Origin of the sequence: Microcoleus sp. BR0-C5 (genome assembly GCF_036705045.1) — a bacterium.
Classification (GTDB): Bacteria; Cyanobacteriota; Cyanobacteriia; order Cyanobacteriales; family Microcoleaceae; genus Microcoleus.
Window position 1 is genome coordinate 77,104 of the sequence record NZ_JAUBTR010000014.1, and the last position, 19,598, is coordinate 96,701.

The 19,598-nt window shown below is 46.9% G+C and carries 28 protein-coding genes; 21 read left to right on the top strand and 7 right to left on the bottom strand.

Annotation, left to right across the window (positions count from 1 at the left end; genetic code table 11):
- Positions 1-107: 107 nt before the first annotated feature.
- On the top strand, positions 108-314 hold the full coding sequence (locus QUB08_RS09465; RefSeq protein WP_333224520.1) for a hypothetical protein: 207 nt from the start codon (positions 108-110) through the stop codon (positions 312-314).
- A gap of 68 nt (positions 315-382) precedes the next feature.
- Here the strand turns inward: QUB08_RS09465 and QUB08_RS09470 are convergent, their stop codons facing one another.
- Positions 383-808, bottom strand: coding sequence for an NUDIX domain-containing protein (locus QUB08_RS09470; RefSeq protein WP_333224522.1), 426 nt, complete (start codon positions 806-808; stop codon positions 383-385).
- 289 nt (positions 809-1,097) lie between these two features.
- Here QUB08_RS09470 and rbfA point away from each other — a divergent pair, with 289 nt between their 5' ends.
- From rbfA to QUB08_RS09485, 3 genes are all read left to right on the top strand, one after another.
- Positions 1,098-1,520, top strand: a complete 423-nt coding sequence (gene rbfA / locus QUB08_RS09475; protein ID WP_333224524.1) for a 30S ribosome-binding factor RbfA — start codon at positions 1,098-1,100, stop codon at positions 1,518-1,520.
- 54 nt (positions 1,521-1,574) lie between these two features.
- Complete coding sequence (locus QUB08_RS09480) at positions 1,575-3,218, top strand: glycoside hydrolase family 3 N-terminal domain-containing protein (RefSeq protein ID WP_333224566.1); 1,644 nt, start codon at positions 1,575-1,577, stop codon at positions 3,216-3,218.
- Positions 3,219-3,583: 365 nt separating this feature from the next.
- Positions 3,584-3,817 (top strand): DUF4327 family protein, encoded by a 234-nt coding sequence (locus QUB08_RS09485; RefSeq protein WP_333057778.1) that lies wholly within the window; start codon positions 3,584-3,586, stop codon positions 3,815-3,817.
- A gap of 63 nt (positions 3,818-3,880) precedes the next feature.
- On the opposite strand, the gene QUB08_RS09490 is transcribed toward QUB08_RS09485, so the two are convergent.
- The 3 genes from QUB08_RS09490 to QUB08_RS09500 all read right to left on the bottom strand — a co-directional run bounded on the left by QUB08_RS09490 (position 3,881) and on the right by QUB08_RS09500 (position 6,408).
- A complete protein-coding gene (locus QUB08_RS09490; protein WP_333155757.1) occupies positions 3,881-4,285 on the bottom strand; it encodes a hypothetical protein in 405 nt (134 codons plus the stop codon).
- 363 nt (positions 4,286-4,648) lie between these two features.
- Complete coding sequence (locus QUB08_RS09495; RefSeq protein WP_333224525.1) at positions 4,649-5,788, bottom strand: ABC transporter ATP-binding protein; 1,140 nt, start codon at positions 5,786-5,788, stop codon at positions 4,649-4,651.
- A gap of 50 nt (positions 5,789-5,838) precedes the next feature.
- Positions 5,839-6,408 carry an HD domain-containing protein gene (locus QUB08_RS09500; protein WP_333224527.1) on the bottom strand — a complete coding sequence of 190 codons (570 nt, stop codon included), beginning with the start codon at positions 6,406-6,408 and terminating at the stop codon, positions 5,839-5,841.
- Positions 6,409-6,552: 144 nt separating this feature from the next.
- On the opposite strand from QUB08_RS09500, the gene QUB08_RS09505 reads away from it, so the two are divergent.
- The 3 genes from QUB08_RS09505 to QUB08_RS09515 all read left to right on the top strand — a co-directional run bounded on the left by QUB08_RS09505 (position 6,553) and on the right by QUB08_RS09515 (position 9,339).
- A complete protein-coding gene (locus tag QUB08_RS09505) occupies positions 6,553-7,176 on the top strand; it encodes a Uma2 family endonuclease (protein ID WP_333224528.1) in 624 nt (207 codons plus the stop codon).
- A gap of 76 nt (positions 7,177-7,252) precedes the next feature.
- Entirely contained in the window at positions 7,253-8,803 is a 1,551-nt protein-coding gene (locus QUB08_RS09510; RefSeq protein WP_333224530.1) for a thymidylate synthase, read from the top strand.
- A complete protein-coding gene (locus QUB08_RS09515; RefSeq protein ID WP_333224532.1) occupies positions 8,800-9,339 on the top strand; it encodes a dCMP deaminase family protein in 540 nt (179 codons plus the stop codon). Before QUB08_RS09510 ends, QUB08_RS09515 begins: the two co-directional genes overlap by 4 nt.
- A gap of 241 nt (positions 9,340-9,580) precedes the next feature.
- Here the strand turns inward: QUB08_RS09515 and QUB08_RS09520 are convergent, their stop codons facing one another.
- From QUB08_RS09520 to QUB08_RS09530, 3 genes are all read right to left on the bottom strand, one after another.
- On the bottom strand, positions 9,581-10,087 hold the full coding sequence (locus QUB08_RS09520; RefSeq protein ID WP_333224534.1) for a salt stress protein, Slr1339 family: 507 nt from the start codon (positions 10,085-10,087) through the stop codon (positions 9,581-9,583).
- 73 nt (positions 10,088-10,160) lie between these two features.
- Positions 10,161-10,766 (bottom strand): VWA domain-containing protein, encoded by a 606-nt coding sequence (locus tag QUB08_RS09525; protein ID WP_333224535.1) that lies wholly within the window; start codon positions 10,764-10,766, stop codon positions 10,161-10,163.
- Between the two features lie 118 nt (positions 10,767-10,884).
- Positions 10,885-11,361, bottom strand: coding sequence for an NAD(P)H-quinone oxidoreductase subunit N (locus tag QUB08_RS09530; RefSeq protein ID WP_332978150.1), 477 nt, complete (start codon positions 11,359-11,361; stop codon positions 10,885-10,887).
- 431 nt (positions 11,362-11,792) lie between these two features.
- On the opposite strand from QUB08_RS09530, the gene rplC reads away from it, so the two are divergent.
- The 14 genes from rplC to rpsH all read left to right on the top strand — a co-directional run bounded on the left by rplC (position 11,793) and on the right by rpsH (position 19,506).
- Positions 11,793-12,428 (top strand): 50S ribosomal protein L3, encoded by a 636-nt coding sequence (rplC, locus tag QUB08_RS09535; protein WP_333224537.1) that lies wholly within the window; start codon positions 11,793-11,795, stop codon positions 12,426-12,428.
- A 188-nt stretch (positions 12,429-12,616) separates the two neighbouring features.
- On the top strand, positions 12,617-13,249 hold the full coding sequence (gene rplD / locus QUB08_RS09540) for a 50S ribosomal protein L4 (RefSeq protein ID WP_190657994.1): 633 nt from the start codon (positions 12,617-12,619) through the stop codon (positions 13,247-13,249).
- Positions 13,242-13,550: a 50S ribosomal protein L23 gene (locus QUB08_RS09545; protein WP_006634999.1), complete on the top strand. Its 309-nt coding sequence runs from the start codon at positions 13,242-13,244 to the stop codon at positions 13,548-13,550. The genes rplD and QUB08_RS09545 overlap by 8 nt, the downstream gene beginning before the upstream one ends.
- Before the next feature lie 175 nt (positions 13,551-13,725).
- The gene (rplB, locus tag QUB08_RS09550) at positions 13,726-14,589 is read left to right on the top strand and encodes a 50S ribosomal protein L2 (RefSeq protein ID WP_333057787.1); all 864 of its coding nucleotides are present in this window, start codon (positions 13,726-13,728) and stop codon (positions 14,587-14,589) included.
- A gap of 131 nt (positions 14,590-14,720) precedes the next feature.
- Positions 14,721-15,002, top strand: a complete 282-nt coding sequence (rpsS, locus tag QUB08_RS09555) for a 30S ribosomal protein S19 (RefSeq protein WP_041623488.1) — start codon at positions 14,721-14,723, stop codon at positions 15,000-15,002.
- Positions 15,003-15,098: 96 nt separating this feature from the next.
- A complete protein-coding gene (rplV, locus tag QUB08_RS09560) occupies positions 15,099-15,458 on the top strand; it encodes a 50S ribosomal protein L22 (protein ID WP_190657986.1) in 360 nt (119 codons plus the stop codon).
- Between the two features lie 114 nt (positions 15,459-15,572).
- On the top strand, positions 15,573-16,301 hold the full coding sequence (rpsC, locus tag QUB08_RS09565) for a 30S ribosomal protein S3 (RefSeq protein ID WP_006634995.1): 729 nt from the start codon (positions 15,573-15,575) through the stop codon (positions 16,299-16,301).
- A 101-nt stretch (positions 16,302-16,402) separates the two neighbouring features.
- Positions 16,403-16,822, top strand: a complete 420-nt coding sequence (gene rplP, locus QUB08_RS09570; protein WP_333157138.1) for a 50S ribosomal protein L16 — start codon at positions 16,403-16,405, stop codon at positions 16,820-16,822.
- Between the two features lie 158 nt (positions 16,823-16,980).
- The gene (gene rpmC, locus QUB08_RS09575) at positions 16,981-17,262 is read left to right on the top strand and encodes a 50S ribosomal protein L29 (protein ID WP_333224539.1); all 282 of its coding nucleotides are present in this window, start codon (positions 16,981-16,983) and stop codon (positions 17,260-17,262) included.
- A gap of 68 nt (positions 17,263-17,330) precedes the next feature.
- Positions 17,331-17,579: a 30S ribosomal protein S17 gene (gene rpsQ / locus QUB08_RS09580; protein ID WP_006634992.1), complete on the top strand. Its 249-nt coding sequence runs from the start codon at positions 17,331-17,333 to the stop codon at positions 17,577-17,579.
- Between the two features lie 108 nt (positions 17,580-17,687).
- Positions 17,688-18,056, top strand: a complete 369-nt coding sequence (gene rplN, locus QUB08_RS09585; protein WP_006634991.1) for a 50S ribosomal protein L14 — start codon at positions 17,688-17,690, stop codon at positions 18,054-18,056.
- 1 nt (position 18,057) lies between these two features.
- Positions 18,058-18,420: a 50S ribosomal protein L24 gene (gene rplX, locus QUB08_RS09590; protein ID WP_333045759.1), complete on the top strand. Its 363-nt coding sequence runs from the start codon at positions 18,058-18,060 to the stop codon at positions 18,418-18,420.
- Positions 18,421-18,533: 113 nt separating this feature from the next.
- On the top strand, positions 18,534-19,079 hold the full coding sequence (rplE, locus tag QUB08_RS09595; protein ID WP_006634989.1) for a 50S ribosomal protein L5: 546 nt from the start codon (positions 18,534-18,536) through the stop codon (positions 19,077-19,079).
- 22 nt (positions 19,080-19,101) lie between these two features.
- Positions 19,102-19,506, top strand: a complete 405-nt coding sequence (gene rpsH / locus QUB08_RS09600) for a 30S ribosomal protein S8 (RefSeq protein WP_332978141.1) — start codon at positions 19,102-19,104, stop codon at positions 19,504-19,506.
- Positions 19,507-19,598: the final 92 nt, after the last annotated feature.

Below are 19,598 nucleotides of genomic sequence, written 5' to 3' on the forward strand. Positions count from 1 at the left end.
CCATTAATTACCGACATTAACTTCAAGTTCAGAGTCTTTAGTTGCCGCGCCCCGGTTTGCAATCGGCAAAACCAAGTGCTTCGCTATCGAGGAAATTAGCAATTGCCATGGACACAACAATTTCGATCGGATATTCAATCTCAGCAGCACGGGCGATGAGGGCGGCACGAATTCGTTATGGAAGGTATTTTAGGATGGCTTCGGCTTCGGCAGCAGATAGTTGTTCCAGAGTTGTCGATCGCATGAGTCTAGTTTTTCGGTGGGATTTGAACGTTGTAGGGCGGCTCAGTTGCTCTGTGAATAATGGCTTCTAGCTCTAATAATAACGCAGGGTTGCTCCATGTTTCAGTCCCAGCACAGGAAAAATATTGTGTATGACTTTTTATTTTAAATATTCCTGCAAGAATTTCCAAGCCATTTGAGTACCCTCGCCTGCGTTGACTTTCCCAAAATCTACATCTTTTCTCAAAACTACAAAACCCACACCTTCTTTGATTTCTATTTGCTCACAATTCCTAATCCTAGCCAAAAACAAGTGATTTTCCTGTATAACTTTTTGATTGTTTTGGGTTTTTTGGTGTATAAAAGTTGTGATAAATTCTATTGTGTAATTGGTTTCGAGGCAAGTTTCTTCCTCCAGTTCTCGCACCGCTGCCTGCTTTGGACTTTCTCCAACGTCCACGCCACCACCAAAAGTAGAAAGCATCCCTTGACTTGCAATACCTAGAATATTATCTCGCAGTTGTGCCACAATCTGACCGTTTGGGAGAATTAGAAAAATGCGAACAATTGACTTAGGAATATTCATATTAGATATTTTAAAATCTATAGTTTAGTTAAACTTGGTCTACTTTGTTTCAGTCCCCTCGCCGGGAAAAAGTAGAGCATAACACGGATGAACACGGATACACGGATGACTTGAGTCATCTGACTGTTTGCACAATTGGCTAACTTGACTATCCTCCGTGTATTCGTGTTCATCCGTGTCGTGCTGATTCTCATTTTTTCCCTCGATCGCACATAACACCCGATACCGATCGCGCTACAATTGTCAATCGGGATGAAAATGGCTGATCTAAAAGTAGGGGATAGTTTCTATGGCTACAAGTCGTCGCATTGAGCGTGTAGCTTCAATGATTAAACGGGAAGTCAGCCTGATGTTGCTGAATGGAATCAAGGACGACCGGGTAGGTGCCGGTATGGTTAGCGTTACCGATGTAATTGTTTCGGGAGACCTTCAGCATACAAAAATTTTTGTCAGCATCTACGGTACTGATGAGGCAAAGGCTGAAACTATGGAAGGTTTGAAATCTGCTACTAGCTACGTCCGCAACCAGTTGGGCCAACGATTGCAACTGCGCCGGACGCCGGGAGTGATTTTTCTCGAAGACAATTCTTTGGAACGGGGCGATAAAATGTTGATACTGCTGAATCAGCTTTCTGCCGATCGCAAACCGGATATTTTAGATCCCGATGAAGAATTCGCTGAGGATGAAAGTCCCGAAACAGACGAGAATTAGTTTGTGAAGCCAGTCAACAGTCAACAGTCAACAGTCAACAGTCAACAATTTCCCATGATTGACAATCTTTCCTTACCAGAACTGGTGGCCCAGATGTTCGTGGTGCGCGCTTCTGGCTGCTTGTTCGACCACCAAATTCGCTATCGGGAATGGGAACCAACTGCTAGCAAACTCCGCTATTATCTGGAAAAGTTGGGCGTCGGCGGGGTGATTTTGGTCGGGGGAAGTGCTGCGGAGTTGGCAGTTCGATCGCACCAATTGCAGTCTTGGGCTAAGTTTCCGCTGCTGCTGGCGGCTGATATTGAGGAAGGTGTCGGCCAGCGGTTCGCGGGGGCGACTTGGTTCGGGCCGCCGATGGCAATTGCCGAAGTGGCGCGGCAGGATGCAGGTAAAGCCGATCGATATGCTGAACAAATGGGCGCTGTCACGGCGATCGAAGCTAGGGCGATCGGTCTCAATTGGATTCTCGCACCAGTGGTTGATGTTAACAACAATCCCGACAATCCTGTGATTAACGTCCGCGCTTTTGGCGAGACACCGGAAATTGTCGGGAAATTAGCCGCTGCTTTTATTCGCGGCGCAGGTGAACACCCGATTTTGACTACTGCTAAGCATTTTCCCGGCCACGGAGACACGGCGGTTGATTCTCACTTGGAATTGCCGGTTTTGCCGCATTCCCCAGCGAGATTGGCCCAGGTTGAGTTGCCTCCTTTTGTTGAGGCGATGGCTGCTGGGGTCGATGCTGTGATGAGTGCTCACTTGCTGATTCCGGCTTGGGATGCCGAGTGTCCTGCTACTCTTTCTCGCAAAATTTTGATCGGGAAGCTGCGAGAAGAGTTGGGATTTGAAGGTTTGATTGTGACGGATGCTTTGGTGATGGGTGCGATCGCCAATAAGTACGGCGCTAATGAAGCTGCTGTTTTGGCTGCTGAGGCTGGTGCTGATGTTTTGCTGATGCCGCTTGACCCGGAAGGGGCGATTCTCGCGGTCTGCGAAGCGGTCACTCAAGGGCGACTTTCTGTATCACAAATCAAGGAATCTGTCAAGCGAATTTGGAAAGCGAAAATAAAGGTGGGTTTGCCGATTTCTGACCCCCCCCAACCCCCCCTTGCTAAGGGGGGGAGCAAGAATTTAGAATCCATCGACTCAATCGACTTAAGTTTGCTGGCAACTCCCCAGGCAAGGGCAACTGCTGCCGATATTTTGCGAGATTCTTTGAAATTTGGCGGCAATCTACCTTTGCAGGTTGCAAAACCCCCAGAAAACCAGCTTTTGCGGAATTTGATTGTTGTAGATGATGTTTTGGGGTGCGAGTTTTTGGGCAACCACACTCCGGCGATCGCCCTTCCCGAACAGTTTGGTTACGAATTGCAACTGATTGACGATCGCACAGGGGCGATCGCTGATAATACAGGTGCAGAGCATTTTTCTCCGACACTGCTGCAAATTTTCATTCGCGGCAATTGCTTCCGAGGCAGTGCTGGTTTGACCCAAGCAGCTCAAGATTGGTTTAAGAAATTATTAAAAACGGGAGAACTGCAAGCTGTGTTAATTTACGGCAGTCCCTACGTTTTAGAGCAATTTTTGCCACACTTGCCTCCGAGTATTCCTTATGTATTTTGTTTTGGGCAGATGCCGGCAGCGCAATCTCTCGTTCTAGAAGTGCTATTCGGCATTGACGGAACTGGTAATGCTTGAGTTGCCTGACTTCTGAATCTTTCCTTTGCTGCTTGCTGGGTTAGGAGTTAAATTCATCAACCCGGTTTCTCGCGACAAATTCTGCCTTTGGTGGCGCAGTCTCCAGAAACCGGGAATTGGACGCGGGTTCCTAAGTTCTAAATGGAGCTTTCCAGCAGATCCGCCTGCTTGTGGGGAAAATGTGCTGCTTCTGGACATCCTCAGACTGATCTCATCACTTATTGATAATTCGTATAACTTATTTTTATTTACGGCAGTGAATTGTATAGCTGTATACGGACAAAATTTAACTTCCATATTCGTAAGTTTGGACTATATTATTACCAGGGCCATAAAATTTTTTAGTAAAACATTGAGGGCGCATTATGATTCACTCCACTATTCCCCAAATCCAATACTCTTTAGATGTGATCCAAGATGAAGCGCGTCACCTCGTCCACGAGGGCGTGCTGAGCCGCCAACAGCCTATCTACACGCTTTGCCAATTCATTCCGCCTCGGGAATGGGCTTGTGTAGAGTGCGAATTAGAAAAATGCGACTTCTTGCTGCGCGATCGGATCGCCGACCTCATCGGTTCTGAAAAATGGGACAATGACTAAAGTTTTGTTCTCTTAAATTAAGTTGGCAAGTAAACTCCGGCTGTGTTAAAGACTCTTAATTCTTTAATACTGGGAATTTTCGGCGCGCAAATTTTCCAACTCGGCCCTCAGCGCTGCCATGTGTGCAGTTAATTCTTGAATCTCTAGCTGTACGTTAGGCTGTACAACCGACTCGGGAGGAGCATCAGTCGCTGCATCTGATTGCTTGGGCGAGACAGATTCACTGTCTGCATTCTCCCGATCGCCCGGTTGAGAGAAAATAGTATCTACAAAATTCCGGGCTTCTCGCTCAGTCATTTCTCCTTTTTCCAGCAGCTCATCGGCTAGCTGACCAAAATCTGACTTCAGTTTGTCCAGATTTTCTTCTCGCTTCAGAGGATCTTGCAATGTCTCAATTAAAAAGGAAGTGGCACCTAAAGTTAGGTGAAATCCTGTTTGCAGCATTTGAGGCAGGTTGTCGGGATTCATCTAAAAATGCCGCTAGAACGTTTTTCTGAGTTTTTGGTTCGCTAGTTGCTCCCAAGTCGGGGCGTAAAGCCGCTTCTTAGCGGGAAGATACTGGCGTTGTGGGTCGCGATCGCCCGGAGTCAGGAAATATCAGCTTTTGGGGGGGACGTTTTGCCGTTGTGCCAATACTAATCGTATCATTACTTGGTAAATTAATAAATGTCAAGTGTAAATTTTTGTAACTACGAATCGAGACTTTCCCACAGGAAGGCTCAGTCGATTTTAGATTTTAGATTTTAGATTTTAGATTGAACAGGACTTAGGCACTGCGACTAAAAAAACCCCGGCGGCTGATTACCGGTGCGTAAGTCCTGTTCAAGCCCGTTAAGGATAGAGCGCCTCACCGGTGGAGGGGTCAAAGATAAATAGTCGATCGAAGTCAAGCTGTACCTTCAGCCGATCGCCCGATCGCAAGCGAACACTCGCAGGTATTTGTAACTGTACAGTAGTTTCAGCGCTCAGCAAAGGCAAACTCGCCCGAATTAAAGTTTCTCGCCCCAGAGGTTCCACTACTTTTACCTCTACATCGAGAGGGACTTTTTCTAGTGCCCAAACATCGGTTTTCAAATCATCATCATCATCTTCTACTGTTTGTGGGGTAAAGATTTCTATATTTTCTGGACGGATGCCCAAATCAAATCCTTGTCCTTCTCTCGCCTGCAATTTTTTCTGAATCGAGGGCGGACAGACTAAAGCTTGATTTCCTACTTGAAAGGATTCGTTAGTATAAATTGCCGGCAAAATGTTCATGGCGGGATTGCCTAAAAATGTGGCAACCATGCGGTTAGCTGGTTTGGCATAAATGCTTTGCGGGTCTCCAATTTGTTGAATTTTCCCCCCATTTAAGACTACAATCTTATCAGCTAAAGTCATCGCTTCCACTTGGTCGTGGGTGACGTAAATTGTGGTAATTCCCAGCCGTTGATGCAGTTGTTTAAGCTCCGCTCTAGTGTCATCTCGCAGTTGAGCATCGAGGTTAGAAAGCGGTTCATCTAAAAGAAATACTTTCGGTTCGCGGGCGATCGCCCTTCCGAGTGCTACCCGCTGCTGCTGTCCGCCTGATAGCTGTTTGGGCTTACGCTTGAGGAGGTGGTCGATCGAGAGCGATCGGGCTACGGTTTCGACTCGTTCTTGAATTTTAGTCGGGTCAACATTCCGCATCCGCAATCCAAAAGCCAGATTTTCCGCGACAGTCATGTGCGGATAAAGCGCGTAATTTTGAAACACCATTGCTACATCGCGCTGTCTCGCCGGAATGTTGTTAACTAAATTATCTCCGATGTAAATATTGCCGGAAGTTGCGGTTTCTAAACCTGCAATTGTCCGCATAATTGTCGATTTTCCGCAGCCGGATGGGCCGACTAATACCCAAAATTCCCCGTCCGGGATTTTGAAGCTGATGTTTTCGATCGCGGTGACGTTTTGGTAGCGTCTGGTAATATTTTCTAAGCGAACATTTGCCATTTTTTAATTGTAATTGGTAATTGATAATTAGTGCTTTTTACCTTCAGCATTCAGCGTTCAGAAAACTGTTCTAATTCTAAAACTGTGCGATCCAATTCTTCAACTATAGGCGTTAACTCAGCTTTGCGGAATACTTCTACTAAAGAACGATAATACCAGAGAGAACCCTCTTTGCCACCTTTGAAGCGTTCCCAAACAACGTCACCCAATTGACGGGAATCTTTCAGGATCGATCGAACATTATAAAGTTTATCAGCAGCCGAGACTAATCTCACTGAGGCAGAAGCTGTAGAAATGCGATCGATATAAGCTTGTTTTCGCTGTCGCCAAGGGGGTTTCGGCGTCGCGTCACTGTCGGTACAGCCGTCTACAATCGCTGTGACGGTATCGCCAAAGCGGCGGCGGATGGCTTCGCGGGTGGTGGCGCCGCCTTGATCTTCGATCGCATCGTGAAGCAAAGCTGCGATCGCCTCATCTTCATTTGCCCCATATTCTAAAGCTATACTAGCAGTACCCAACAAATGGGCAATGTAGGGAACGCCGGAACCTTTGCGAACTTGGGTAGCGTGCAATTCGGCGGCATAGGTGAGGGCTTCAGAAAAACGGTTTGAGAGAATCATGAAAGTCACCTTTCTGAATTGCTATGATATATAAATTGTCGGGCTAAGTTGAAAAGACAAAATCTACCAAGTTCAATCATGTCATCGAATGCGATCGAGAGCGATCGCTTGTAAATTTATAATCTTTAAACCGAGGTTGCGAGCATGACAGCTACTATAATTATACCAAAAAATGCCGACCAAAACTCTGAGCCAAAATTACCGCAAAAATCAGAAAATATAGCAGAAATTCCGCCAGAATTTGAGTCCAAAAAAGTCATATCTCTCGAAGAGTTTTTAGTCAAGCCTCCTGATAGAATGGAATGGGTTGACGGCAACTTAGTGGAGAAAACAGGAATGACATTCAAGCACAGTCTAGCTCAATCTAAATTAGCCCGTTTCTGGGGAAATTATAAAGACTCCAGCGGACAGGGAGGAGAAGTTCTTACCGAAATACTTTGCCCCACTAACAAACAGGGTCGCCGTCCCGATGTTGCTTACATTACTCCTGAACAGTTGCCACAATCCGGCAATTTTACAGCATTTTCCCAAAGTTTTCCTTTGATAGCGGAAGTTGCTTCCCCCGAAGACAGTGCCGAAGACTTATTTGCGAAAGCTCAGGAATATTTGGAATCGGGATGTTTAGAAGTTTGGTTGCTATTTCCTGAAGCTAGATTAATATTTGTCAATGCAGGGCAACGCTGGCGGTTGTTTAATGCGGATGAAGTTGTGAACACTCAAAGTGTGCTTGCAGGTTTTAGCGTAGCCGTCAGTGAATTGTTGGCTTGAGGAATTTGTTAAAACAAAATTATCAAATATTCTGCAGTATTGATATAGTAGTACGCGGTGCAAAAAACGGTAAACCATGACAGCCACAAATCTCGTCAATAAATTTGAGTACAAACCCCTATACAAACCAAATCAATTAATTTGCGGAACGGGGCAAACAGCCATTGTCAGTGGCTGGACAGTAAAAAGTGCGATCCTTTCCAAGGGCTGCGCTAACGGCAAAAAATTACAACCCAATGAATTTGCTGTCATCGGACAACTGTACTCGCCCACCCGCGGCATCAACTTCTTAATTAGAAACTTGCTGTGCAATCCCCACGTCCGCTTTTTAGTAATTCTCAACGCTACCAAAGAAGACAGCAACTCCGGTGCTGCCGCGTGCCTAATCGACTTTTTTCGCAACGGCTTTGAAGCCGGAAAAAGCGATACGGGTAGAGATTGCTGGTTAATTAAATCTTCAATATTTGGCTACATTGATATTGAAATAGCAGCAGAAGCCTTAGAACTATTGCGTCATTCAATAGAATGGAAAGAAGCCAGTAATTTATCAGAAACAGTGACTCTTGTCAAGTTTTTTTCCGAAAAAGAATCTGTGGAACCTTGGGGAGAACCCGTAACTTTTCCGTTAGTCGAAATCGTCCCCACCGTACTCCCCGGCCAGAAATACGGACACAGAATCGAAGGCAAAACTATCGCCGAAACTTGGGTAAAAATAATCCACCGAATTAAGACCACCGGCACCTTACGGCCGACTGGTTATGACGGACAGTGGCAAGAATTAATCGACTTAATGGCAGTGATTACAGATGAACCTGCGGAGTTCTATTTTCCTGAACCGAATTACTTACCAATAGACCGTGATTTTCTCGAACAGTACAAACCACAAATGCTCGAAGATGCCCCATATAACGAAGGCATTAAATATACCTACGCACAGCGGATGAGGTCGTGGTTTGGACGAGATCAAATTGAAGAAGTTATTGCCAAACTAATTAAGGAAATTGACGCGGCAAGTGCTGTAATTAGTTTGTGGGATGCAGGCGGAAATATTAACAGAAGACCTGACGGTTCCTCCGACCACCAGCACAGCGGCAGTCCTTGTTTAAATCACATTTGGGTTCGAGTTGTGGATGAAGAAATATCGCTAACTGCAACTCTCCGCAGTAACGATATGTTTGCGGCTTGGCCGGCTAATGCAATGGGTTTGCGGGCTTTGCAGCAGCACATTCGAGATGAAATTGCGAGGCGTTCCGATTATAATTTGACAATGGGCCCGTTGGTAACGCTGAGTCAATCGGCTCACTTGTATGACGACACCTTTGAAAATGCCGATCGACTAATTCAAACCCAATATGCTAAAATCTGCGAAGATCGAGACTTTTTCGATGCAGCGGGCAATTTTTTAGTTGAAGTAGCCGACAATCAAATAGTCGTCACGCAAACCACTCCCGGCAGCGGCGAAGTTGTCACCTGTTATTCTGGAACAAACCCTCTCAAGTTAGTGCGAGAAATTTGTGCGGCTTCCCCGGCTATCAAAGGCGAGCATATTGGTTATTTGGGAATAGAATTGCAAAAGGCGGCCGAGTGTCTGAAAACCAGCAACCAATACATCCAGGATAGACGATGAATTTAGAAGAAGAAAGACCGAGTTGGGACGAATACTTCTTAATGTTAGCAAAATTGGCCGCTACTCGATCGACTTGTTTGGCTTTTCCTGTAGGCGCGGTGATAACTAAAAACAGGCAAGTTTTAGCAACGGGTTACAACGGTTCGCCGTCAGGTTCGGCACACTGTACTACTCAAGGCTTCTGCTATCCTGGTTTGAGTAGTTGCGACGCCAGCAAAACTTTGCCATCAAGGGCGGTTCACGCGGAAGCAAATGCGATCGCCAAAGCTGCTAAACACGGTATATCTACTGCTGGCGCTAGTATTTACGTCACTTTAGAACCCTGCATCTATTGTTTGAAATTAGTCATTGCGGCTGGAATTCGAGAAGTGTTTTACGAAACGAGTTTTAACAGCGGAGAAAAAGCTGCTTTGAGAGATACTTTTATCAGTGAAGGTATTGTTGAGTTAAAACAAATTCAGCTATCTGAAGATACAGCAAAAAAGGCGGCTTTGTTTTTGTTGCATCCTACATCTGTGGCCAAAAATTTAGTATAGGCTCAATCCTTCCCGTGGTTGTGGCAGCCACAGGAAATAACTGTGCTGTGTCGCTATAAATGATATTTATTTGCTGGCAATTTGTAGGGATACGGCAGTGCCGTATCCTAAATACCGCGTGATACAAAGGATATTTATTGTACGTCTTGTAAAGACACGGCACTGCCGTGCCCTTACAACAAATAGAGATGGCAATTAACCAAAAAACGGCCTGACAAATTGTGAATACCGTGTAGTTCAATCAATCAAACTCATTCACAGCTTGCAAATAGTCGATCGCCGCATCTATCCTCGAAGAATACTTAAAAGCAAACTGATCGAACCAATATCCCTCATCGGAATTTTTATCCAACTTTTTCAGCCAAACCTGAGCTTGCCTAACTTTCTGTCTGTGCGTTTGTACGTCCAACTGCGGCACCGCGACTTGTTCTGCTGGTTGCGGTTGCAGTGAAGCCACTTCCTGAGCTTTATTTTGTGCTTCGTGCTCAGCCTTAAGCGGTTGCTGTGAAGCGACTGCCTGAGCTTTATTTTGCGCTTCGTACTCAGCCTTAATTTGAGCTAAATCCTTATCCAAAGAACCAGCATACAAATTTATATCTGATGTTTTAAATGTTTGATTTGACGGCACTGCTGCTTGTGGCAAAGGCGCTTGTGCTTGCACCGGCGCCTGACTTTTCAACTCAGCATTTTTTTGAGATGCTTGATACTCTGCCTTAAGTTCACCTAACAGGCGATCGATAGATTCCATAACTTAAACCCCCCTAAAAAATGCTGCTGGGCTAACTGGCCCGAATATAATCCCGTGAACTTCGCCCGCCTCCTCAATCAGTTATTGCATTCAGCAATACCTCTGTCAGGGTCATTCCTTCAATATCATCCATCGTGACAGTATCAACGATATCGAATTTAGCCCCGGCGCTTTGCAGTTCGTCATCCAATATCTTGAGAAACTTAGTAGCTTCCGGCGCATTTCCTACTTGAATGAAAGAAATCGCCAACTCTTCATCTCGATCGAGCTTCCGAGAAGCCTCTATAATCGTTTTCATCACTTCTTTGCGATCGTCCGGTTCCCCATCCGTCACCACTAATATTGTTTCCCCATTTTGCTTGGTCTTACCGGATGCTTTGCGCTGAAAATAACTGTCCAGAGCGTCTTGCAGAACAGCAGCTAAATTAGTAGTTCCCGAAGGTTCGTTTTCTTGGAAAATTTGCACGACTTTAGCTGCTGTTACGTTGTCATAGCGCTTGAAGCGACCGGAAAACACATAAACTGTTATGCCATCAGGATCGAGTTCTTCGCATTTATTCGCCAATGCGATCGTCGATTCTTGCATGAGCGCCCACCGACTTTTACCGCCCATCTGGTCTTTTGTGTACATACTGCCGCTTTTGTCAATAATGATGGTATAATCGCGGTTCTGAAGCATAAGATTTTTCCTGTTAATTAAGTTTTTCTCAAAAAGATCAAAACCAGCGAGCAGAAGCTGTTGAGCTTTAGTTGCTCGCTGCGTTTTTTAGTTGATTTGCGATCGCAAATACCGGAATTTAAGCTGCAACTAAAGCATCTTTAAGTGGCTTCCAGCTAAAAGCTCGATCGCCCCCCATCTCCACTGCTATTTTAACTCGTGGTTCTAACGTCGGCAAAACAGTCAAATACTCAATCTCCTGACTCGACAAAATCTGCCCTTCAATAATCCACAGCACCAGTCCTTTTGCTTTAGGTGGCAAATTGTCTAATTGAGTTTTCAACATCGGCGGCACGTAGTACGTATAACCCACAGCCCCTTCATTGCCAGTAGTTTTCTTGCCCAAATGCGGCGGCCGCACCCCGTGAACCCCCGTTAAATACATCGCCAAATCACCCAAACCCCGCGCCGAAATCGTGTACGCACCGTAGCCCGCAGCCCTCAGCCTGCGGAGGTAGCGCCCCTCAAATCCTCCTTCTAAAGGAACGTACAGGGCCAGCGACCCCGACTTTTCCAAATCCCGAATCAGATCAGATCCCGTCGTAATCAGTCCCATAAATTTGTGTTTCCTGCTGTATCAAAATTTGGTCGATCGCTGCTTGCGAGCTGGAAATATTATAAATGCTAAAGTTGAGGCGAAAAATTCTCATCGCGGCCTTGACAAACGGCAAACACTTCATGTACTATTGTGAATTGTCGCCGTAAAGGATACTGAGTGGTTTTCTGCTCAAGTCCTGGCACAAACAAGCAAGACCGAGGCAAAACTCGGAGATCGAACAGGTGAAAAGCCTCGAATCTCAAACCTTGCAAGACTTCCACAAGCTCGCTCCCAAATTTAAAACTCAAATTTTAAACACCGAGGAAGGCTGTTGGTTGATAACAGTTAATTGCAGGAACACTGAAATAAATGTTTCTGCACAAGAGCAAGCGGATTGACGTAAATTTCGCAATCCGAAACCTCTTGCGTAAATAAAAGGAAAAAAATCCGTGTCTGTAGGCATTCTTGGCACTAAACTAGGCATGACTCAAGTGTTTGACGCCGAAGGGAGAGCCATCCCCGTCACCGTCATACAAGCAGGGCCTTGTACAGTAACTCAAATCAAAACAAAACAAACTGACGGCTACGGTGCCGTTCAAATCGGATACGGCGACGTGAAGCCGAAGGCTCTCAACAAACCAGAATTGGGACACCTCGCCAAGTCGGCAGCGACACCATTGCGCCACTTGCAGGAATACCGATTGGAAGATACCAGTTCCTTTGAATTAGGTCAACAACTAAAAGCCGATGCTTTTGCAGCCGGACAAATAGTAGATGTCATCGGTACGAGCATCGGTAAAGGTTTTGCAGGCTTCCAAAAGCGCCACAACTTTAAACGAGGCCCCATGTCTCACGGTTCCAAAAATCACCGCGAGCCTGGATCGATCGGGCCTGGAACTACTCCTGGTCGCGTTTATCCCGGGAAAAGAATGGCAGGACGTATGGGCAACGTTCAAGTCACCGTCCGCAAACTAACAATTGTCCGGGTGGATACAGAGCAGAATTTGCTGCTAATTAAGGGAGCAGTTCCCGGCAAAGCTGGCGCCTTAGTCAATGTTGTGCCTGAGAAAAAAGTAGGACGTTAGTCAGTAGTAAGTAGTCAGTAGTCAGCAGTCAGTAGATAGTGGTTGGCCTAGTAGCAAGCAATAACTAAGAACTAAAAGCTGAAAACTAAGAGCTGAAAACTAAGACCTGAGAACAGACAACAGACGACAGACAACAGACAACAGACAACTAACAACAGACAACTAACAACAGACAAAGGACAAAAGATATGGTTAACTGTGTAGTACGAAATTGGCAAGGCGAAGAAGTTGGGGAAACAACTTTAGAACTGCGCGTAGCCAAAGAAGAAAATGCGTCTCACATCGTTCACAGAGCATTGACGCGGCAACTGAATAACGCTCGTCAAGGAAATGCTTGCACCAAAACTCGATCGGAAGTCCGAGGCGGTGGCCGCAAACCCTGGCGTCAAAAAGGCACCGGCCGAGCCAGAGCAGGTTCAATCCGTTCTCCGCTGTGGCGGGGCGGCGGTGTCATCTTCGGGCCAAAACCGAGAGACTTTGAAGTCAAAATGAACAAAAAGGAACGCCGTCTCGCTTTGCGGACAGCATTCCAAAGTCGCACCGAAGACATCATTGTGGTTGAAGAATTTGCAGAGCAATTTCCGAGACCCAAAAGCAAAGAATTGCTGAGTGCGATCGCCCGCTGGGGTATCGAACCCGATACAAAAGTTCTGTTAATCTTGCCAGAACCGCAACCAAACGTCTACTTATCAGGACGCAACATCGAATTAGTAAACGTCATCTTGGCAACTTCCCTGAATGTTTACGACGTTCTCGCGGCTGACAAAATTATCGTCACATCTACAGCCATAGCTAAAATTCAGGAGATTTACGGTGAGTAAAATCGACCCCCGCGACTACGCAGATTTGATCCAGCGTCCGATTCTCACCGAGAAAGCTACCCGAATGATGGAATTAAATCAATTCACATTCGACGTAGCCCCCAAAGCGACAAAGCCTCAAATCAAAGCTGCAATCGAAGAACTATTTAAGGTCAAAGTCATCGGCGTCAACACCCAAAACCCGCCGCGCAAAAAGCGTCGAGTTGGCAAATTCGTCGGCTTTAAACCTTGTTACAAGCGAGCAACCGTAACTCTGACAGACGGAGACTCGATCCGCAAACTCCTATTCCCAGAAGTCTAGACGATTTTGGATTTTAGATTTTAGATTTTAGATTTTAAATTGCGGTTAACTGGTGGAAATTCTCGAACCAGAAAACTCGTAAGTTAACCAAAGATCGCCAATCTTCAACCTAAAATCTAAAATCGATAAACGTCAAATCCAAAATCCAAAATCCAAAATCTAAAATAGATCGATTATGGGCATCCGTTCTTACCGACCTTATACCTCCAGCACCCGAGAACAGACCGTCTCGGACTTCGCTGAAATTACCAGATCAGAGCCAGAAAAGTCTCTAACCAGTAATAAGCACACCAAACAAGGCCGCAACAACCGAGGCGTCATCACCTGCCGCCACCGGGGAGGCGGTCACAAACGGCTTTATAGAGACATCGACTTCCGCCGCGACAAACACAGCATTCCCGCTACTGTCAAGGCGATCGAATATGACCCCAATCGCAACGCCCGCATCGCCCTCCTGTTCTACAAAGACGGCGAAAAACGGTACATCCTGCACCCGCTCAACTTAAACGTCGGTACAGTAATTGTCTCAGGCCCAGACGCGCCGATCGAAATCGGCAACGCCCTCCCCCTGAAGAACATTCCCCTCGGTACCAGCATCCACAACGTCGAGCTAGTACCCGGAAAAGGCGGACAAATCGTTCGCTCCGCCGGCTCCAGCGCTCAGCTAATGGCAAAAGAAGGTAGCTACGTCACCCTCAAACTGCCATCCGGCGAACAGCGCAAAGTCCGCGCCGACTGCTACGCCACCATCGGTCAAGTCGGCAACACCGACGCCAGAAACATCAGCCTCGGCAAAGCAGGTCGCACCCGCTGGAAAGGTCGCAGACCCACCGTTCGCGGTAGCGTCATGAACCCGGTAGACCACCCGCACGGCGGTGGCGAAGGCAGAGCTCCTATTGGGCGTCCGGGGCCTGTCACTCCTTGGGGTAAACCAGCATTGGGTGCAAAAACTCGACGCAAAAACAAGCGCAGCGACGCTTTAATCGTCCGGCGCCGCCGCAAAGCTTCCAAGCGCGGCAAGGGCGGCAGACAAAGTTAAGGAAGAAGGAAGAAGGAAGAAGGAAGAAGGAAGAAGGAATAAGGAACAACAAAAAAGTTTTCCGCGCTCTTTTATTCCTCCGACTTTCTTCCCAATTCAATTCCAACTGCTAATTACTAATTACCAAAATCATGTCTCGATCGCTAAAAAAAGGCCCGTTTGTCGCAGATCATCTGATGACAAAAATCGAAAAGCTCAACGCCGCCGGCCAAAAACAAGTAATTAAAACTTGGTCGCGCTCTTCCACAATCCTGCCCCAAATGGTAGGCCACACGATCGCCGTTCACAACGGCAGACAGCACGTACCCGTCTACCTCACCGACCAAATGGTAGGTCACAAACTCGGAGAATTTTCCCCCACTCGCACCTTTAGAGGTCACGCGAAAAGTGGTGATAAAAAGGCGAAAAGATAGCCGAATTAGGTGACAGGTAATAGGTAGTCGGAAAAAAAATTACCAATTACCAATTACCTTTTGCCCAATTACCAATTACCAATTACCGAAATCGAAATGGCTATAGATACCACATCCGAAATTAAGGCGATCGCCCGTTACATCAGAACATCCCCCTTCAAAGTGCGCCGAGTCCTCGACCAAATTCGTGGCAAAAGCTATCAAGAAGCGCTGATTTTACTCGAATTCATGCCCTACCGCGCCTGCGAACCAATCGTCAAAGTTTTGCGATCGGCAGTAGCCAACGCCGAACACAACGCAGGATTGGATAAATCCAAGCTGGTAGTTTCTCAAGCTTACGCAGACCAAGGCCCAGTCCTCAAACGGTTTAGACCCCGCGCTCAAGGTCGCGCCTACCAAATCCGCAAGCCAACCTGTCACATTACCGTAGTAGTAGCTCCGCTCGTAGAAAACTAAACCAGGGAAAAACGTAAGAGGTAATAAACAGCTTAAAGTTGAAAAAAATGGGTAATCACCAATTACCAATTACCAATTACCAATTACCAATTACCAATTAACTCCTCAACTATTATGGGCCAAAAAATACATCCAATTGGTTTTCGCCTCGGCATTACCCAAGAGCACCGCTCTCGCTGGTTTGCTGATCCCAAAAACTATCCAGAACTCTTGCAAGAAGACTATAAAATTCGCAAGTACGTTCGTAAAACCCTCAGCAATGCTGGGATTTCCTCGGTCAAAATTGAGCGGAAAGCCGATCAAATCGACCTAGAAGTGTTCACCGCCAGACCAGGCGTTGTCGTAGGCCGCGGCGGAGCAGGCATCGAAACCTTGCGCGTCGGTTTGCAGCAGCAACTCGGTAGCAACCGCCAAATCCGCATCAACGTCGTCGAAGTCCAGCGAGTAGATGCCGATGCCACACTGATCGCGGAATACATCGCTCAGCAACTAGAACGGCGCGTATCCTTCCGCCGAGTAGTCCGCCAAGCAATCACCCGCGCCCAAAAAGTAGGCATCCAAGGCATCAAAATTCAAGTCAGCGGACGCCTCAACGGTGCAGAAATTGCCCGTACCGAATGGACCCGCGAAGGCAGAGTCCCCTTGCACACGCTGCGGGCAGACATCGACTACTCCTACTGCACTGCTCAAACCATCTACGGTATTCTGGGCATTAAAGTTTGGGTTTTCAAAGGCGAAATTATTCCCGGACAGGAACAAGAGGCTGCACCAAATGCAGCAGTGCCCCGTACCAAACAAAAGCGCCGCCGCCAGAACTTTGAAGATCGATCGAACGAAGGCTAGCTAATTGTTAAGTGTTAGTTGTCACTTGTTAAGTGTCAGTGGTTCCAAACCAATTACCAACTACCTATTACCAATTACCAATTACCCAACTCCCTTTCGCCATGTTAAGCCCTAAAAGAACCAAATTCCGCAAACAACAGCGCGGGCGAATGAGCGGTATTGCCACCCGCGGCAATACAGTTAGCTTTGGCGACTTCGCGCTCCAAGCCATCGAACCCGCCTGGATTACTTCCCGCCAAATAGAAGCCGGACGGCGTGCCATGACCCGCTATATCCGTCGGGGTGGCAAAATCTGGATTCGCATTTTTCCCGACAAACCTGTCACCGAGCGCGCCGCAGAAACCCGGATGGGTTCTGGTAAAGGCTCACCAGAGTTTTGGGTTGCCGTGGTCAAACCAGGCAGGGTAATGTTTGAAATTGGCGGCGTAACTGAAGAAACTGCCCGCGAAGCAATGCGTTTGGCATCTTTCAAATTACCAATAAAAACCAAGTTCATCACTCGCGAAGAAGGCCAGTCATAGCGATAATCGAAGGTAGAAGTAGGTCGGCATTGGTCAAAATTTTAAACGGCTACAGCAATTTAAAATCGGTCATTCATAACTTTTCTTTCCTTCGACATTCAGCATCTAGACAATTCTGTCTTCTGTCATACCGATCGCTAACGAGAAAGCACACAATTATGTCTTTGCCCAAGATTAAAGAAGCTAGAGAATTAAGCGATGCAGCACTAGCAGAGCAAATTTTAGCTGCCAAGCGCCAACTAATGGAATTGCGGCTCCAGCAAGCTACCGGCCGCATGGACAAGCCTCACCTGTTCAAGCACGCCAAACACCGCGTCGCTCAATTGATGACAGTTGAACGCGAGCGCCAAATCGCTGCTGATGCAGAAGCAGCAGAAAAATCAGCCCCAGCTAAAGAAACAGCAGATTCTGCTCCCAGCCCAGAAGTCAGCCAAGAGTGAGCAGCAGCCTAGCCTCGGCTCGCACAGTAGCTAAAAAAAACTCAATTGCACAACAAAAATAGGTAGCTATGGCAATTAAAGAACGAGTTGGCGTAGTAGTCAGCGACAAGATGGATAAAACCGTCGTGGTAGCAATCGAAAACCGCTCCTCCCACACCAAATACGGCAAAATCGTAGTCCGCACCAAGCGGTACAAAGCTCATGACGAAGAAAATCAGTGCAAATCCGGCGATCGTGTCCGCATCACTGAAACTCGCCCCCTGAGCAAAACCAAACGCTGGACGGTTGCTGAGATTTTTGGGACAAAAAACGGCTAACAGTTAATTGCCACATCGCGATCTCCCGATCAAAAATTAACAATCAACTAGCAGTCAACAGTCAACAGTCAACAGTTAACAGTCAACAGTTAACACTCAACAATCACCATGATTCAACCCCAGACATACCTCAATGTCGCCGACAATAGCGGAGCCCGCAAACTGATGTGCATCCGCGTATTGGGAGGCGGCAACCGCCGCTACGGCGGAGTCGGCGATGTCATCATTGCCGTCGTCAAAGACGCCATCCCCAATATGGCCGTCAAAAAATCAGATGTCGTCCGGGCCGTCATTGTCAGAACCCGCAAAGGCCTGCGCCGCGACAGTGGCATGAGCATTCGTTTTGACGATAACGCCGCCGTTATTATCAACGTAGACGGTAACCCCAAAGGCACGCGCGTCTTCGGTCCCGTCGCCCGCGAACTGCGCGACAAAAACTTTACTAAAATCGTTTCCTTAGCCCCGGAGGTACTTTAAAATGTACGGAAAAAAGGGTAAACCAACTAGCGAGCCGCAGCGCTACAGAATGCACGTCAAAGCAGGCGACACCGTGCAAATAATTACTGGCAAAGAGAAAGGAAAAGTCGGAGAAATCTTAAAGACATATCCTAAAGTCAGCAAAGTAGTTGTTAAAGGTGTAAACATCAGAACCAAGCACGTCAAGCCCCAGCAAGAGGGAGAGTCCGGGAAAATACTTACGTTTGAGGCTCCCATTCACAGCTCAAATGTCATGCACTATTCCGAAAAAGAGAAAATTGCCAGCCGCGTCTGCTATACATTTAGCGAAGATGGCCGCAAACTCCGACAGCTCAAAAAAACAGGAGAAATCCTCGATAATTAGTCATTAGTCATTAGTCATTAACTGACAACTGTCAACTGACAACCGTCAACTGACAACTGACAAAGAACAATTCCCTGACCAAGCCCAGGGACAGTTAACGAAACACAAAAACTATGCCGGACAAACTCAAGGTTCTTTATCAAGGAAAAATCGTTCCCACACTGATGGATCAGTTTAAATATACTAATATCCATCAGGTTCCCAAACTGGTCAAAGTCACAGTGAACCGCGGTTTGGGAGAAGCATCTCAAAACGCTAAGGCACTGGATTCGTCGATCAACGAAATTGGCATCATCACCGGTCAAAAACCAGTGGTGACGCGGGCGAAAAAAGCGATCGCAGGCTTCAAAATCCGCAAAGGAGTACCCGTCGGCGTTATGGTGACGCTGCGCGGCGATCGGATGTACGATTTTCTCGATCGGCTGATCAACCTCGCACTCCCCCGAATCCGCGACTTCCGCGGCATCAGCCCCAAAAGCTTCGACGGGCGCGGCAACTACAGCTTGGGTCTGAGAGAACAGCTAATTTTTCCAGAAATAGAATATGACCGCATCGATCAAATTCGAGGCATGGACATTTCAATTATCACCACAGCAAACACCGACGAAGAAGGACGCGCCTTGCTTAAAGAAATGGGAATGCCGTTCCGGGACAACTAAGCACTAGAGTAAGAAGCAAAAGATGGCAGCTAACGATACCATAGCAGATATGTTGACGCGCATTCGCAATTCTTGCATGGCGCGCCACCAAACAACGCAAATTCCAGCTACAAAAATGACCCGCAGCATCGCCCAAGTCCTCAAAAGTGAAGGCTTTATCAGCGAATTTGAAGAAGCAGAACCAGAAGGGATCAAGCGACATTTAGTGCTTTCTCTAAAGTACAAAGGTAAAACTCGCAAGCCCATTATCACGGCACTTAAGCGAGTCAGCAAACCAGGACTTCGCGTTTACTCGAACCGTAAAGAATTGCCCAGAGTCTTAGGCGGAATTGGCATTGCCATTATTTCCACCTCCAGCGGCATTATGACCGATCGAGAAGCTCGACGCCAAGGTTTGGGCGGTGAAGTGCTTTGTTATGTTTGGTAGTCATTAGTCATTAGTCATTAGTCACTGGTCGTTGGCAACAGACTCCAAAATCAATTACTAAAGACTAATAACTAAAGACTAATAATCAAGGA